13 protein-coding genes are annotated in these 15,478 nt (G+C 64.8%); 7 read left to right on the top strand and 6 right to left on the bottom strand.

Translation table 11 applies throughout. The features are described from left to right. Positions 1-29: 29 nt before the first annotated feature. Positions 30-1,052 (bottom strand): septation protein SepH, encoded by a 1,023-nt coding sequence (gene sepH, locus D9V29_RS05490; RefSeq protein WP_121672303.1) that lies wholly within the window; start codon positions 1,050-1,052, stop codon positions 30-32. 201 nt (positions 1,053-1,253) lie between these two features. On the opposite strand from sepH, the gene D9V29_RS05485 reads away from it, so the two are divergent. Continuing rightward, on the top strand, positions 1,254-1,547 hold the full coding sequence (locus tag D9V29_RS05485; RefSeq protein ID WP_183084923.1) for a DUF4193 domain-containing protein: 294 nt from the start codon (positions 1,254-1,256) through the stop codon (positions 1,545-1,547). Here D9V29_RS05485 and D9V29_RS05480 read toward each other — a convergent pair. Next, entirely contained in the window at positions 1,544-2,008 is a 465-nt protein-coding gene (locus D9V29_RS05480) for a DUF3093 domain-containing protein (RefSeq protein ID WP_121672301.1), read from the bottom strand. The two genes, D9V29_RS05485 and D9V29_RS05480, sit on opposite strands and share 4 nt — an antisense overlap. A 39-nt stretch (positions 2,009-2,047) precedes the next feature. Between D9V29_RS05480 and dut the strand changes: the two genes are divergently transcribed. The 6 genes from dut to D9V29_RS05450 all read left to right on the top strand — a co-directional run bounded on the left by dut (position 2,048) and on the right by D9V29_RS05450 (position 10,195). Then, entirely contained in the window at positions 2,048-2,506 is a 459-nt protein-coding gene (gene dut, locus D9V29_RS05475; RefSeq protein WP_121672300.1) for a dUTP diphosphatase, read from the top strand. Next, positions 2,503-3,210: a DUF3710 domain-containing protein gene (locus D9V29_RS05470; protein ID WP_121672299.1), complete on the top strand. Its 708-nt coding sequence runs from the start codon at positions 2,503-2,505 to the stop codon at positions 3,208-3,210. Before dut ends, D9V29_RS05470 begins: the two co-directional genes overlap by 4 nt. A gap of 7 nt (positions 3,211-3,217) precedes the next feature. After that, complete coding sequence (locus tag D9V29_RS05465) at positions 3,218-3,961, top strand: DUF3159 domain-containing protein (RefSeq protein ID WP_121672298.1); 744 nt, start codon at positions 3,218-3,220, stop codon at positions 3,959-3,961. A gap of 156 nt (positions 3,962-4,117) precedes the next feature. Further along, on the top strand, positions 4,118-6,928 hold the full coding sequence (gene acnA, locus D9V29_RS05460; RefSeq protein ID WP_121672297.1) for an aconitate hydratase AcnA: 2,811 nt from the start codon (positions 4,118-4,120) through the stop codon (positions 6,926-6,928). A 117-nt stretch (positions 6,929-7,045) separates the two neighbouring features. After that, positions 7,046-8,977 (top strand): 1-deoxy-D-xylulose-5-phosphate synthase, encoded by a 1,932-nt coding sequence (gene dxs / locus D9V29_RS05455; protein ID WP_121672296.1) that lies wholly within the window; start codon positions 7,046-7,048, stop codon positions 8,975-8,977. A 48-nt stretch (positions 8,978-9,025) separates the two neighbouring features. Then, entirely contained in the window at positions 9,026-10,195 is a 1,170-nt protein-coding gene (locus D9V29_RS05450) for a N(5)-(carboxyethyl)ornithine synthase (protein WP_121672295.1), read from the top strand. A 64-nt stretch (positions 10,196-10,259) separates the two neighbouring features. Here D9V29_RS05450 and D9V29_RS05445 read toward each other — a convergent pair whose 3' ends face one another. From D9V29_RS05445 to D9V29_RS05430, 4 genes are all read right to left on the bottom strand, one after another. Beyond that, positions 10,260-12,398, bottom strand: coding sequence for a 3-hydroxyacyl-CoA dehydrogenase NAD-binding domain-containing protein (locus D9V29_RS05445; protein ID WP_121672294.1), 2,139 nt, complete (start codon positions 12,396-12,398; stop codon positions 10,260-10,262). 5 nt (positions 12,399-12,403) lie between these two features. Continuing rightward, complete coding sequence (locus D9V29_RS05440; RefSeq protein WP_121672293.1) at positions 12,404-13,600, bottom strand: thiolase family protein; 1,197 nt, start codon at positions 13,598-13,600, stop codon at positions 12,404-12,406. Between the two features lie 74 nt (positions 13,601-13,674). Beyond that, positions 13,675-14,874, bottom strand: coding sequence for an HRDC domain-containing protein (locus D9V29_RS05435; RefSeq protein WP_121672292.1), 1,200 nt, complete (start codon positions 14,872-14,874; stop codon positions 13,675-13,677). Continuing rightward, entirely contained in the window at positions 14,867-15,463 is a 597-nt protein-coding gene (locus tag D9V29_RS05430; protein ID WP_121672291.1) for a DUF3000 domain-containing protein, read from the bottom strand. The genes D9V29_RS05435 and D9V29_RS05430 overlap by 8 nt, the downstream gene beginning before the upstream one ends. Positions 15,464-15,478 lie beyond the last annotated feature (15 nt).

The raw sequence follows: 15,478 nt of genomic DNA, 5'->3' as shown, positions 1-15,478 counted from the left end.
ATCGACGAACCGAGCAGCGCTTCAGCGGATCAGTCGTCCTCGGACTTGGCGCCGAACACGATCTCGTCCCAGGACGGCATCGCAGCGCGGCCACGCTTGGGTCTCGCGGACGACGTCGGCTCCACGGGAGCCGGGGTCGGCAGATCGTCGCCGATTCCTTCGATCTCCAGCGGCACGTCGACGAGACGGGGAGCTGACCGCGACTCTTCCTCGGGGCGGTGCGCCGATTCGCGCTCACCGCGGCGTTTGCGGAGCGCCTCGAGCAGGTCGGCCGTCTGGTTGGACTGCCCGCTGGCATCCTCGGCCCTGTTGATCGCCGCGGCAGCAGCCGCCTTCGATGACGACTGGGGACGGGTGAGGATCTCGATGTGCGGGGAGACGTCACCGCTGTCGTCGGTGGTGCGGAAGTTGAACGCACCACTGTCGAACCGACTGTCGTCCGGGTGGGCGTCGTCGCGCTCGACCGCGCGCAGGCGCGGGATGAGCGCCGTCGGGAGTTCGCCCTGCTTCGACAGGGTCACGGCTTCACCGTTGAGCGGAGCGAGGGCCTGCTTCTTGGGCTCGAAGCTCCAGCGGGCGTCGTGGTCGACGTTCGCAGCTGTGAACGACAGCTTGACCGTCCATCCGCCGCCCGCTTCCTTCCAGCTGGTCCAGCGCTCGTCGCTTGCCCCGAGCGACTCGAGGCGAGCACGGATCGCTGCTCCGAAGGTGGAGTCGTCGTCGTCCGTCGTCGGCTCGATCGCCGTGAGCACGTGAACGCTCAGGGCAGCGCCGACGATGTGTTCGCGTTCAGCGAGCACAGGACCCTCGAAGCGCTGGATGTACTCGAGGTCGGCGCCGGTGAGGTTCGCAACCTCCTCGGCGGACATACCGGAACGGATGTGCGCCTGAACCTCGCGCGGGCTCGGCTTGGGGCCGTTCGTCGGCTCCTGGCGGCTGCGTCGCACGTGCGACTGCAGCACGTCGTCGATGAGGAGGCGGAAACGCTCTCCGTTTTCCGTCGCCGCGATAAGCGCGCCGTCCTCGACGCCAATGACTTTCAAGTCGTGCATGATCAACTGCCTCTCAGGCTGTGATTTGTTCCTCAAATCGTGCCACGGCTTGCCCGAATCGGTGGGAATACCGTGGGCGTGCCGCGGGTTCTGCTGTGCGGAACCTCGAGCGAACCTTTCCCGGTTTGCTATTCAGGTGGGAATCATGCAAACTGTCGCCGCCGCACAGCGAGCGGCTGACAACATTAGAAGTGGATGGACATGGCAACGGACTACGACGCCCCCCGCAAGACCGACGATGATTCAGAGTCGATCGAGGCCCTCAAGGAGCGCGTGCCGGACAAACTGTCCGGATCCGTCGACGCCGAAGACGCCGACAACCCCGGTGGTTTTGACCTCCCGGGAGCCGACCTCTCGGATCTCGACCTCGACGTCGTTGTGCTGCCGCCGCAGGCTGACGAGTTCACCTGCGTGAGCTGCTTCCTCGTGAAGCACCGGTCGCAGATCGACCACGAATCCAAGCTCGGCCCCGTTTGTGCGGAGTGCGCAGCTTAACGATTCCCTGAAGCATCAGCTGGCCGTCGTGATCCCTGGATCGCGGCGGCCAGTTCTGTTGGGTGCCGCGTCGAGACGAGCCAGTAGGGCGTCGGATCGGCAGGGTCGTTCAGTTCGACCCGCACGACGGCATCGATAGATCCCCGGATCATCAGCCATGCCCGGGCGTCGAGCCGTGGGCCGCGTTCCTGGCGCGCCTCTTCACCGGAGAAAGCCTGAGACGATCCGATCAGCTCGAGCGGGATGCGTGCGCGACCCGCGCGGAGCATCCGCTCGCCGACCTCGATCGTCGGAGCCCCGAGAACGAACAGGGCGACACAACCGGCGTACAGGATGACTGCCGTGACGATCCCCGCCAGCAGCGAGATCGGCGCAAGTACCAGCATGCTCGCCGGGATCACGAGCGCTGCAGCGATCAGGAGCCAGGGCGCAGGCCACAAACGTTCGCGATATCGGGTCATGGGCTCATCTCATTCATACTTCTGCACTACCCTCGACACGTGATCGAAAGCGTTGACGTACTCATTATCGCCCCCGAGCTGCCCGTGTACTCCCACCCTGGTGACGCTGGTGCTGACCTCATCTCGACGGATGCCGTCACTCTCGCTCCCGGGGAACGCGCGGTGATCGGTACCGGCGTCTCGATCGCGCTCCCGGACGGCTACGTCGCCTTCGTCGTTCCACGGTCCGGCCTCGCGGCCAAGCACGGGATCACCGTCGTGAACGCGCCTGGCACCGTCGACGCCGGATACCGGGGCGAGATCAAGGTCACACTCCTCAACACCGACACATCGAACCCGTACGAGATCGTCCCGGGCGACCGAATCGCCCAGATGATCGTGATGCCGGTCAGCAAGGCACGCTTTGTGCCGGTCGAGACGCTGCCGGGCAGCCTCCGCGGCGAAGGCGGCTTCGGCTCCACCGGCTACAACACTTCGAAGACAGGACCCCAGGCATGAGCAGGAAGAGCAAACAGAAGAAGCAGGACGAGATCGACCTCACCGAATCGACCGTCGGAACCGACGTCGACGCCGTCGATGCCACCACCGAGCTCGACTCGGTCGAGCCGGAAGAGCTGGGCACCGACCTCTCCAAGTCAGCACCGGAGGATCGCGAAATAGAGGGCCCGCTCGACGAGGCCGAGGCCAACTCCGTCCGCCCGTACATCGACCTCGGCGGTGTGAAGATCCTTCCCCGTGAGGGCCTCAACCTCCGACTCGAGATCGAAGAGAGCACGAAGCGCATCGTCGCCGTCGGCCTCGACTACGCCGGTTCCACGCTGCAGGTGCAGCCGTTCGCAGCCCCACGCAGCACAGGCCTCTGGAACGAAACCCGCGTTCAGATCCAGGAGCAGATCGCCAAGCAGGGCGGGACCGCGACCGAGCGGGACGGTGTCTTCGGACCCGAACTCGTTGCTGAGGTTCCCGTCGTGCAGGGAACGGACGGCGCAGCAGGCATGCGGATCGCCCGGTTCGTCGGCGTCGACGGTCCTCGCTGGTTCCTCCGCGGAGTCATTGCGGGAGAGGGTGCAACGAACCCCGAAGCTGCGGCCAAGGTCGAGGATCTTTTCCGCAGCATCGTGGTGGTGCGCGGGTCCGCTCCGATGCCTCCGCGCGACCTGATCCCTCTCAAGATGCCTGCATCCGCGACTCCCACCGCCTGATCGCGCGATGAGCGCGCCCAGCGAACCAGAGAACACGAGCGACCCCGGGAAAAACACGGAGCCCGAGACCGCTGATGCGATAGCCCAGGCTCTCGGAACCGCAGCCGCACGGTCGGGTCTTGGCGCCCTCGCGCAGGCCGACCAGCCGAACGGCAAGGTCCTGCTCGAGGCGATGGGCGGCATCCGGGGCATTTTCGAAGCTGTGCTGCCCGGCCTCCTCTTCCTCGTCGTCTACACGATCGACCAGAACCTGCCACTCGCGCTCGGCATCTCGGTGGGCGTCGCCGCGATCTTCACCGTGCTCCGGCTGGTGCAGAAGACTCCGGTGTCGTCCGCGCTCGGAGGCCTCATTGCGGCGGGAGCATCTGCCGTCCTTGCCCTCGTGACCAATCGGCCCGAGGACAATTTCGTGCTCGGCTTCGTCACGAACGGTGTGTACGCGGCAGCTCTCCTCATTTCCATCGCCGTTCGCTGGCCGGTCATCGGACTGATCGCCGGTTACCTGATGAACGAGGGAACCGCCTGGAAGCGCAACGCGACCAAGCGGCGGGTGTTCGCGATCCTCACCTTCTGCTGGGCGGGTATGTTTCTCCTGCGACTCGCGGTACAGCTTCCGCTCTACCTCTCCGGGAACGTCGAATGGCTCGCGGCGACCAAACTGATCATGGGTATTCCGCTCTACGCGCCCCTGTTGATCCTCACCTGGCTCGTCGTCCGCGCCCTCTACCGGAAGATCCCCTCCGAGGCCTGATAGAGTTATCTCGACATCAAGATAAATCGGGTCGGTTTCCCCGGCGGATGCGACGTGGCTGGTTAGGTTCGCCTTGCTAGCCACGCACGGGGTCGGGAAACCACTATTGACCTATGGCAGGCGTGAGCGTGCCTGTGCCAACGAAGGAGAAGGCCAGTGTCTACCGTAAACAGCTTTGGGGCGAAACAAACGCTCTCAGTCGGGGGTACCGACTACGAGATCTTCCGGCTTGACGCCGTCGAAGGATCCGCCAAACTTCCATTCAGCCTCAAGGTGCTGCTCGAGAACCTCCTGCGCACCGAAGATGGCAAGAACGTCACGGCTGAGCAGATCCAGAAGCTTGCCGGCTGGGTTCCCAGCGCTGACCCCGACACCGAGATCCAGTTCACTCCGGCGCGCGTGGTCATGCAGGACTTCACCGGGGTGCCGTGCATCGTCGACCTCGCCACCATGCGCGAAGCCGTCGCCGAGCTCGGGGGAGACCCGACAAAGATCAACCCGCTCGCCCCGGCTGAGCTCGTGATCGACCACTCGGTCATCGCCGACCTCTTCGGCACCGAGGGCGCCCTGGAGCGCAACGTCGAGATCGAATACGAGCGCAATGGTGAGCGCTACCAGTTCCTTCGCTGGGGCCAGACGGCGTTCGAAGACTTCAAGGTCGTCCCACCGGGAACCGGCATCGTGCACCAGGTCAACATCGAATACCTGGCTCGCGTCACCTACACGCGTACCGTGAATGGCGCCCTTCAGGCGTACCCGGACACGCTCGTCGGAACCGACTCCCACACCACGATGGTCAACGGCCTCGGTGTGCTCGGCTGGGGTGTCGGCGGAATCGAGGCCGAGGCTGCAATGCTCGGCCAGCCCGTCTCCATGCTCATCCCGAAGGTCGTCGGCTTCAAGCTCTCCGGCTCGATCCCGACCGGCGTCACCGCAACCGACGTCGTTCTCACCATCACCCAGAAGCTGCGCCAGCACGGCGTCGTCGGCAAGTTCGTCGAATTCTACGGTGAAGGCGTTGCCGAGGTTCCCCTCGCGAACCGGGCCACGATCGGAAACATGAGCCCCGAGTTCGGCTCCACCGCCGCCATGTTCCCCATCGACGACGTCACCCTCGGCTACCTGCGCCTCACCGGCCGCAGCGAAGAGCAGGTCAAGCTCGTCGAGGAGTACTCGAAGACCCAGGGACTCTGGCACGACCCGGCCGTCGAGCCCAACTTCAGCGAGTACCTCGAACTCGACCTGTCGACCGTCGTCCCCTCCATCGCCGGCCCGAAGCGGCCGCAGGACCGGATCGAACTGACGCTCGCGAAGAGCCAGTTCGAGTCGGACCTCGTCAACTACGCGACCGTCGAGCACGACCTCGTCGACCTCGAGACGTCCGAGTCCTTCCCGGCTTCGGACCCGCCAGGCAACACCCCGGAGAGTGAGCACAACAGTCACACCCACTCGCACAGGAGCCACGCACCCCAGGCTGTGTCGAAACCGACGTCCGTCACTCTCGATGACGGCCAGTCGTTCACGCTCGACCACGGTGCTGTGACCATTGCGGCCATCACGTCGTGCACGAACACGTCGAACCCGTCGGTCATGCTGGCCGCGGGTCTCCTCGCCCGCAACGCGGCGAAGAAGGGCCTGACCTCGAAGCCGTGGGTCAAGACGACTCTGGCTCCCGGATCCAAGGTCGTCACCGACTACTACGCAAAGGCCGGCCTCACCGACGACCTCGAGTCGCTTGGCTTCCACACCGTCGGATACGGCTGCACCACCTGCATCGGTAACTCCGGTCCGCTGATCGAAGAAGTCTCGACAGCGATCAACGAGAATGACCTCGCCGTCACGGCTGTCCTCTCCGGAAACCGCAACTTCGAGGGCCGGATCAACCCGGACGTCAAGATGAACTACCTCGCGAGCCCTCCGCTCGTCATCGCGTACGCCCTCGCAGGGTCGATGAACTTCGACTTCGAGACGGATGCCCTGGGCAAGGACCAGGACGGCAACGACGTGTTCCTCAAGGACATCTGGCCGGACGCCGCAGAGGTGCAGCACACCATCGACACCTCCATCGACACCGAGATGTTCACGCACGAGTATGCATCGGTGTTCGAAGGCGACGAGCGCTGGCGTTCACTTCCGACGCCGGCAGGCAACACGTTCGACTGGGATCCTGAGTCGACCTATGTGCGGAAGCCCCCGTACTTCGAGGGAATGACGATGGAGACGACCCCGGTGGCGAACATCACCGGCGCCCGCGTCCTCGCCAAGCTCGGCGATTCGGTCACCACCGACCACATCAGCCCGGCTGGTTCCATCAAGGCCGACAGCCCGGCCGGTCACTACCTGACCGACCACGGCATCGACCGCAAGGACTTCAACTCCTACGGCTCGCGCCGCGGGAACCACGAAGTGATGATCCGCGGCACCTTCGCGAACATTCGACTCAAGAACCAGCTGCTCGATGGCGTCGAGGGCGGGTACACCCGCGACTTCAGCCAGCCGGATGCTCCGCAGTCGTTCATCTACGACGCCTCGCAGAACTACCAGGCGCAGGGAACACCGCTGGTGATTCTCGGCGGCAAGGAGTACGGCTCCGGTTCCTCCCGTGACTGGGCTGCGAAGGGCACGAGCCTCCTCGGAGTCAAGGCCGTCATCACCGAGAGCTTCGAGCGGATCCACCGCTCGAACCTCATCGGCATGGGGGTCGTGCCGCTTCAGTTCCCCGCGGGCGAGAGCTGGGAAAGCCTCGGCCTCGACGGCACCGAGTCCATCAGCATCGCCGGGCTCGACGCGCTCAACGAGGGCACGACGCCCAAGACGGTCCACGTCGTCGCCGAACCGACTGAGCACTCGCCGGAGGGCAAGGCCACAGTCGAGTTCGACGCTGTCGTCCGCATCGACACCCCGGGCGAAGCGGATTATTACCGTAACGGCGGCATCCTGCAGTACGTCCTGCGGAGCCTCGTCTAAACAGCACTACCACAACGGCACCCCTCCGCGATTCGCCAGGAATCGCGGAGGGGTGCCGCGTAGAGTGGCAGGGTCGGCACTCGCCGGTTGCAGAATCCGAACAGGGAGTAGTACGCGATGGGTCTTCTTGAGACGATCAGAGATCCACGGGACCTCGACGCCCTCTCAGGAGAACAGCTCATCCAACTGGCAGCAGAGATTCGCACCTTCCTCGTCAGCGAGGTCTCCCGGACCGGGGGACACCTCGGACCGAACCTCGGCGTCATCGAACTGACCCTTGCGATCCACCGTGTGTTCCAGTCACCCACCGATGCAATCGTCTTCGACACCGGCCATCAGTCGTACGTTCACAAGCTTCTGACCGGACGCCAGGACTTCAGTAAGCTGCGTGAGCGCGGCGGCCTCGCTGGCTACCCGCAGCGGAGCGAATCGCCTCACGACATCGTGGAAAGTTCCCACGCCTCCAGTTCGCTGAGTTGGGCAGACGGAATCTCGCGTGCGTTCGAGATGACGGGACAGACGGACCGTCATGTCGTCGCGGTTGTCGGGGATGGCGCACTGACCGGTGGGATGACCTGGGAGGCGCTGAACAACATCAGCGACGACAACACCCGCAACCTGGTCATCGTCGTCAACGACAACGGACGATCGTACGCTCCCACGATCGGCGGCATGGCCCGGTTCCTCAACACGGTACGCACCCGCAGAACGTACCGGGACCTCTACCTCACCAGCCAGAAGGCTTTCGACCGACTCGGCGGCCCCGGTCGCGCCGTCTACCGCGGCGTTCGCGGCGGGATGCACGGCTTCCTCAGTCGCCTCACCAACAACGAAGCGCTGTATTCGAACCTGGATATCAAATACCTCGGCCCCGTCGACGGGCACGATGTGCAGGCGATGGAGGAGGCACTCACCCAGGCGAAGAACTACGGCGCTCCCGTCATCGTGCACGCGATCACCCAGAAGGGTAAAGGCTACGCGCCCGCGGTGCACGACGAAGCGGACCAGTTCCACGCCGTCGGAAAGATCGATCCCGTGACCGGCGAACCGATCTCCACGAGCACAACCCCCACCTGGACGGGTGTGTTCAGCGACAAGCTCGTGGAACTCGCAGAGCAGAATTCCCGCATCGTCGGGATCACGGCGGCGATGCTCCGCCCCACCGGCCTCAACAAGCTCGCGGAACGCTTCCCCGATCGCGTCCACGATGTCGGAATCGCTGAGCAGCACGCCGCGACGTCAGCGGCAGGCCTCGCCTTCGGGGGACTGCATCCCGTCGTCGCGATCTATGCGACGTTCATCAACCGTGCCTTCGACCAGGTCCTCATGGACATCGCCCTGCACAAGGCCGGTGTGACCTTCGTGCTCGACCGTGCGGGTGTCACCGGTCCGGACGGACCGTCTCACCACGGGATCTGGGACCTGTCGATCCTCCAGGTGGTGCCTGGGATCCGTCTCGCGGCCCCCCGAGACGCAGCTCGGCTCGAAGAAGAACTCGCCGAAGCCGTCGTCGTCGACGATGCCCCCACCGTCATCCGGTTCCCCAAGGGCGGCGTCAATGCCGACCTCCCTGCCCTCCGGCGCACGGCCGACGGCGTCGATGTCCTCCATGAGCACGGGGCAAAAGACGTTCTTCTCGTCACCGTCGGTCCGATGGCTGAGCTGGGCCTCGACGTCGCGGGGCGGCTCGCGGCTGCCGGTGTCGGCTGCACCGTCGTCGACCCGCGTTGGGTGGTTCCCGTCGCGAACAGCATCGTGGAACTCGCCGACGCGCACCGCCTGGTGATCACCATCGAGGACGGTCTTCGGGTCGGCGGCATCGGCACCCGTATCCGTCAGGACCTCCGCGCCGCGGGAGTGGACACCGGTGTCGACGAACTCGGACTTCCTGACGAGTTCCTCCAGCACGCCACCCGTGAGCAAATTCTCGAGGATGCCGGTCTCACCGGTGAGAGAATCGCCAACGATATCCTCGCCCAGATCTCCGGGACGCGCATTCCCGTTGCACGCCCCGCGACAGCGCCGATTTCCACCGCCAAGCAAAGCTGATCTTCCACCGGTTGCTCCCTGTGGCCGGTCCATCTCGAGGGAGTACCGATGACCGCCACTTCGCCACCAGCATCCGATCGAGCTCTCAGGCTCGGGGTGCTCGCAACCTCCAGGAAGAAGCACGAGCGTCGTCTTCCGATCCACCCGCACCACCTCAACCGGATCGAGCCGCATCTGCGTGATCGGATGATACTCGAGATCGGCTACGGGGAGCGGTTCGGGATTTCCGATGAACAGCTGTCGCCGCTGATCGGGCGCATCGCCGGCCGCGACGAGCTCATCCGGGACAGCAACATCATCCTGCTGCCGAAACCGCAGGCTGAGGACCTCGCCGAGCTTCGCGATGGACAGGTCTTGTGGGGCTGGCCGCACTGTGTTCAGGACGCAGAGCTCACGCAGGTCGCTATCGACAAGCGCCTCACCCTCATCGCTTTCGAGGTCATGAACCACTGGAGCCCCGAGGGTGGCTTCGCGCTCCATGTCTTTCATAAGAACAACGAACTGGCCGGGTATGCCTCTGTCCTTCACGCCCTCGAATTGATCGGATCCACCGGCGACTACGGCCGCCGGCTCAGCGCCGTGGTCATCGGATTCGGCGCGACAGCGCGCGGAGCGGTCACGTCCCTCAACGCTCTTGGCGTGCACGACGTCACCGTGCTCACCAGCCGGGGCCGTGCCGCGGTTGGTTCACCGATCCACTCGGCGACGATCGTCCAGTTCGATCAGGACGAGGACGGCCCCTTCCTCGCCAATGACATCGCCGAGGACGGTCGCAAACCGCTTGCGCCGTTCCTCGCCGGGCACGACATCGTTGTGAACTGTACGCTGCAGGATCCCAACGACCCCGTCATCTACGTGAACACCGCCGATCTGTCGCTGTTCCGACCCGGCAGCCTCATCGTCGACGTCTCCTGTGACGAAGGCATGGGCTTCGAATGGGCTCGTCCGACGACATTCGATGACCCGATGTTCGAGGTGGGCGACCACGTCCGCTACTACGCGGTCGACCACACCCCGTCACATCTCTGGGACTCAGCGACGTGGGAAATCAGCGAGGCGCTGCTCCCGTTCCTCGAAACAGTGATGGACGGCGTGACAGACGAAGACCGCAACGAGACGATTCGCCGTGCGGTCGAGATCCGGGACGGGGTCATCCAGAACCCGGCCATCCTCACTTTCCAGAACCGATCACCGGAGTATCCGCACCCCGTCCGGTAACCCAGGCAACAAAAAACGGGGTGCGAGGCTGGAAAGCCTCGCACCCCGTTCGTCGTTCTCGCTGTCAGTCGCGAATTCCGCGGATCTGCGGGTCATGGAACGTCCCGCCGAAAACACGCTCGCTCGCGCCCTCACGGTCGAGGTACGGCGTTACACCGCCCATGTGGAACGGCCAGCCGGCACCGAGGATCATGCAGAGATCGATGTCTTCAGGACCTTCGACGACGGAATCCTCGAGCATGCGGTGGATTTCGTCGGCGAGGCCGTCGACGAGCCGTACGAGGATCTCATCTGCCGTCAACGGCTCTTTGCCCCCGGAGACGATTTTGAGCGCTCCCCTGTCGAAGCCCTTGACCTTGCCCTTGGAGTCCTTCTCGAGCAGGGTGCCGTACTCGGCGAGCTTGTGCAGGTTGTCGCTGCGGTAGAACCGATCTGGGAACGCGTTGTGGTGGGTGTCGAGCACGTGCGCGCCGACCTTGAGCCCAACCAGATCGAGAAGCTGCGACGGCGGCATCGGCAATCCCAGGGGAGCCATGGCCTGGTCGACGACCTCGAACGATGTTCCATGGTCGACGGCGTACATCGCCTCACCGAGGAGCTTCGCGAGCACCCGGTTGACGACGAACCCTGGGGTGTCGCGGGTGATGACGGCGTTCTTGCGCAGCTTGGCCGCCGTTGCCATCGCCGTCGCGAGAGCCTCGGGGGTGGTCTGAGGGGTCTTCACAACTTCGATCAGGGGCATGACTGCCACCGGGTTGAAGAAGTGGAACCCAACGAGCCGCTCGGGGTGTGCGAGCTTTTCACCGATCTTCTCGACCGAGAGCGATGACGTGTTCGTCGCGAGAATCGTCGTGTCCGAGATGTACTGTTCGACATCGGCGAAGACGTCCTGCTTCACACCCAGTTCCTCGAAGACCGCCTCGATGACGAAGTCACAGTCGGCGAAGTCCCTCTTGTCCGTGGTGCCGGACACGAGCGCGTTGAGCCGGTTCGCCTCATCGGGGGAGATGCGCTTCTTCGACAGGAGCGCGTCGATCTCGTTACGGATGTAGTCGAGTCCCTTGTCGACACGGGCCTGGTCGAGGTCCGTGATGACGACGGGGACCTGCAGCCGGCGCACGAAGAGCAGGGCGAACTGGCTGGCCATGAGGCCGGCTCCGATCACACCGACCTTGGTGACCTTCTGTGCGAGCGCCTTGTCCGGCGCACCCGCCGGGCGCTTCGCGCGCTTCTGGACGAGGTTGAACGCGTACACGCTTGCCTGGAACTGGTCGCCGGTGGCGAGCCGAGCAAGCGCTTCGTCCTCGCGCTCGAATCCTTCTGCTTTCGTTCCGCTCTTCGCTGCCTTGAGCAGGTCAAGGGCGAGGTACGGAGCGACAGGGACGGTTCCGATCTTCGACTCGAGCATCTTGCGGGCGATGCCAATGGCGACATCCCATTTGACGAGCCGCTCCACCTTGCCCGGCGTGTTCTTGCGTTCGACCTTGGTCTTGCCTGCAAGGACCTTACCGGCCCAGGCGAGCGAGTCCTCGAGGAAGGAAGCCGCCGGGAAGATCGCATCTGCGATGCCGAGCTCGAACGCTTCGCGGCCCTTGAGCATCCGGTTCATCTTCAGCGGGTTCTCGATGACGACCTTGAGGGCGTTCTCGATGCCGATGAGGTTCGGAAGCAGATACGCGCCACCCCAGCCAGGGATGAGCCCGAGGAAGACCTCGGGAAGAGCGATTCCGGGAGCGGATGCATCGACGGTCCGGTAGGTCGCGTTGAGCGCGATCTCCAGACCGCCGCCGAGGGCGAGGCCGTTGATGAAGACGAATGACGGAACGCCGAGCGTGTCGAGCTTGCCATACACGTGGTGACCGAGCTGGCCGAGGAGCACGGCTGACTCGCGAGAGTCCACCTCGCTCACCTTGCTGAGGTCTGCGCCGGCGGCGAGGATGAACGGTTTGCCTGTGATGGCGACCGCCGAGATCTCCTTCGACCCCGCACGATCACGCTGGGCGTCGAGGATGTCGCCCAGCTCGAGGAGCGTGACGGGGCCGAGCGTGTTCGGGCGGGTGTGGTCCCGACCGTTGTCGAGGGTGATGAGGGCGATCACGGTGCCGTCAGGCAGGGTGACGTCGCGGACGAAGGAGTGGGTGACGACCTCGTCCTGCGCGTGGGCGAGAAGCGGGCTGAAATCGATGGTGGAGTAGTCAGTCATTGGAGTTACTTCCTGCCCTTCCAGTTCGGGTTTTCCCAGATGACACTGCCGCCCTGGCCGAGGCCGACGCACATGGCGGTGAGGCCGTACCGTACGTCGGGGCGCTCGGCGAACTGGGCTGCCAGCTGGGTCATCAGGCGAACGCCGGACGCTGCAAGGGGGTGACCGACGGCGATGGCGCCGCCCCACTGGTTGACGCGGGGGTCGTCATCATCGATGCCGAAGTGGTCGAGCAACGAAAGCACCTGGATGGCGAACGCTTCGTTGAGCTCGAACAGGCCGATGTCGTCGATGGTCAGGCCGGCCTTGCGCAGCGCCTTCTCCGTCGACGGGACCGGGCCGATGCCCATGATCTCCGGCTCGACGCCGGCGAAAGCAAAGCTCACCATGCGCATCTTCGGCTTGAGCTTGAATTCCTTGACCGCTGCGCCTCCGGCGAGCAGGCTCACCGTTGCACCGTCGGTGAGGGGAGAAGCAGTTCCGGCGGTGACGCGACCGTGGGGGCGGAACGGCGTCTTGAGGTTCGCCAGCCCCTCCATGGTGGTCTCCGGGCGGGTGCCCTCGTCACGCGTGGCGAGCCCCCAGCCCGATTCGCTCTTGATCGCGACCGGGATCAGGTCCGGCTGGATCTTGCCGGCGTCGTAAGCGGCCTGCAGTTTCTGCTGGCTGCGCATTCCGAAACGGTCGGCGCGTTCCTTGGTCAGGTGGGGGAACCGGTCGTGGATGCGCTCCGCCGTCTTTCCCATGTCGAGGGCGTCGGCGGAGACGAGCTTCTCGGACAGGAACCGCGGGTTCGGGTCAGCATCAGCACCGAGCGGGTGACGACCCATGTGCTCCACGCCACCGGCGATCGCGAAGTCGTACGCACCGAAGGCAATCGCACTTCCGACCTGGGTGACAGCGGTCATCGCGCCGGCACACATGCGGTCGATGGCATAACCGGGGACGGACTGCGGCAGACCGGCGAGGAGCGCGGTCGTGCGGCCGAGGGTGAGGCCCTGGTCGCCCTGCTGTGTCGTCGCCGCGATGGCAACCTCGTCGATTCGGTCCTTCGGAACGTCCGGGTTCCGCTCGAGAAGTCCAATCATCGCCTTGACGACGAGGTCATCTGCGCGGGTGTTCCAGTACTGGCCTTTTTCTCCGGCGCGACCAAACGGGGTCCGCACACCATCAACAAAAAAGACGTCGGCTATTTCGGCCACTTTGCCTCCCAATCATCGGATACCTATTGATCCTAGGAGAGGCAGGATTTTGGCCCGGAATCCTTTGATTCTTCCTACGAATCGGCTTTCTGCGCCTCACTCAGCGTTTGGTGAGACTCTACAAACGCGGAGGCGATTGACTGTGCAGTAGCTTCAATCTGCCACGGGCGAGCCGAAAGCGACGCCAGAGCATCACTCACTGATTCTGCGGTCACAGATTCGGGGGGATTCCATGCCACGCGCCGCAGGATCTCGGGGGTGAGAAGGTTCTCGACCGGGATGGCAAGCTCCTCGGAAATCTCGGTGATGGCCTGCCGCGCGGCCTTGAGGCGGGCATCCGCTTCTGGATTTCGCTCCGACCAGCTGCGCGGGGGAGGAAGGGCGTCGGTCGAGGACGCCCGAACGGGCGGAAGCTCGTCGGTCGTGCGGCCGCGTTCGATCGCGGCCCACCACCGTGGCAGCTCGCTTCGTGATGCCCTGCCCTTGAATTCCCGGAGGGCGGCGAGGGCAGAACGGGTGCGCGGCTCCGCTTTGACGGCGGCCACGAGGGAGGAGTCGGGGACAAGCCGACCGGGAGCGGTGTCGATCTCGCGAGCGAGAGCATCCCGCTCCATCCACAGCTCACGGGCGACCGCGAGGTTCCGTGCCCCACGGACCGTGTTGAGCCCGGAAAGCCTGCGCCACGGGTCCTTGCGCTGGACCTTCGACTGACGGGCAAGGGTCGCCTGGAATTCCTGGGAGGCGATTTCGCGTTTGCCGCCATCGTCGAGCAGGGCAGCGAGCTTGTCGCGGACGTCGACGAGCAGTTCGACGTCGAGGGCCGCGTACTCGAGCCAGGTGTCAGGGAGTGGCCGGGTGGACCAATCAGCGGCGGAATGTTCCTTGGCGAGGTGGATGCCGAGGAGTTCCTCGACGACGGTGCCGAGTCCCACTCGCGGCATGCCGAGGAGGCGCGCTGCGAGTTCGGTGTCGAAGATGCGTTGGGGATCGAGGCCCACTTCGCGAAGGCAGGGGAGGTCCTGGCTGGCGGCATGGAGGACCCACTCCGCGGGGACGATCGCCTCGTTCAACTCGTCGAACCGACCGACCGCTGGAGGGTCGAACAGGAAGAGCCCTGCGCCACGACGATAGAGCTGGATGAGATAGGCGCGCTGCGAGTACCGGTAACCGGATGCCCGTTCGGCGTCGACCGCGATGGGGCCGCTGCCGGCCGCGATGATCTTTACGGCGTCGAGGTATTCGTCCCTCGACTCGATGACGTGGCGTTCAGTCACGCGCCGTCCTGCGGCTAGACAACAGAGTGACACCTTCAGTTGTTGGTGGAAGCCCGGCAAGCATGCAGAGCAATTCACTCCAGCCTTCCACATGTGACGAGATGTCGTCCTCGCGCGGCGTCCAGGACGCCCGCAGCTCGATCTGCGCGCCGTCGCCCTGGGCAGCGAGTTCGCCGAATCCGGTCGAGAGGATCTTCGTCGCCGTGCCGGATGCAGAGTCGTATTTCGCCGAGCGCGCGTTGAGGGCGTCGACGAGCCAGGACCATGCGACCTCGGCGAGGAACGGATCAAGACCGATCTCCGTTTCGAGCGGAGCCTGGGCGAAGCAGACCACACGGAACGGACCGCCCCACGCCTCGGGCTCAGCCGGGTCGTACAGCAGGATAAAGCGGCCGGTGCCGAGCTCGGAGTCGGCCCCGTGCCTCGTCGGCGTGACGTCGGCCGCAAGGGCGACGCTGAACGGAGCGAGGTTACCCGGTGCGGGAATTTCGGTCACCGCGAGCTCCGGTCGCGCAGAGGCACGGCGCACCGAATCCAGTGCTCGCTGGAACTCTGCCGGCACGTCAGTACCTATCGGGATATCAGCCACGTTTGCAGACTAGAG

This window comes from Mycetocola manganoxydans (assembly GCF_003667545.1).
Taxonomy (GTDB): domain Bacteria; phylum Actinomycetota; class Actinomycetes; order Actinomycetales; family Microbacteriaceae; genus Mycetocola_A; species Mycetocola_A manganoxydans.
This window is presented reverse-complemented; position numbering and strand designations above follow the sequence as displayed.

Excerpts from the sequence above, each read along its gene's own strand:
- sepH (WP_121672303.1), bottom strand. The coding sequence starts at position 1,052 with ATGCACGACTTGAAAGTCATTGGCGTCGAGGACGGCGCGCTTATCGCG.
- D9V29_RS05485 (WP_183084923.1), top strand. The coding sequence starts at position 1,254 with ATGGCAACGGACTACGACGCCCCCCGCAAGACCGACGATGATTCAGAG.
- D9V29_RS05480 (WP_121672301.1), bottom strand. The coding sequence starts at position 2,008 with ATGACCCGATATCGCGAACGTTTGTGGCCTGCGCCCTGGCTCCTGATC.
- D9V29_RS05470 (WP_121672299.1), top strand. The coding sequence starts at position 2,503 with ATGAGCAGGAAGAGCAAACAGAAGAAGCAGGACGAGATCGACCTCACC.
- D9V29_RS05465 (WP_121672298.1), top strand. The coding sequence starts at position 3,218 with ATGAGCGCGCCCAGCGAACCAGAGAACACGAGCGACCCCGGGAAAAAC.
- dxs (WP_121672296.1), top strand. The coding sequence starts at position 7,046 with ATGGGTCTTCTTGAGACGATCAGAGATCCACGGGACCTCGACGCCCTC.
- D9V29_RS05450 (WP_121672295.1), top strand. The coding sequence starts at position 9,026 with ATGACCGCCACTTCGCCACCAGCATCCGATCGAGCTCTCAGGCTCGGG.
- D9V29_RS05445 (WP_121672294.1), bottom strand. The coding sequence starts at position 12,398 with ATGACTGACTACTCCACCATCGATTTCAGCCCGCTTCTCGCCCACGCG.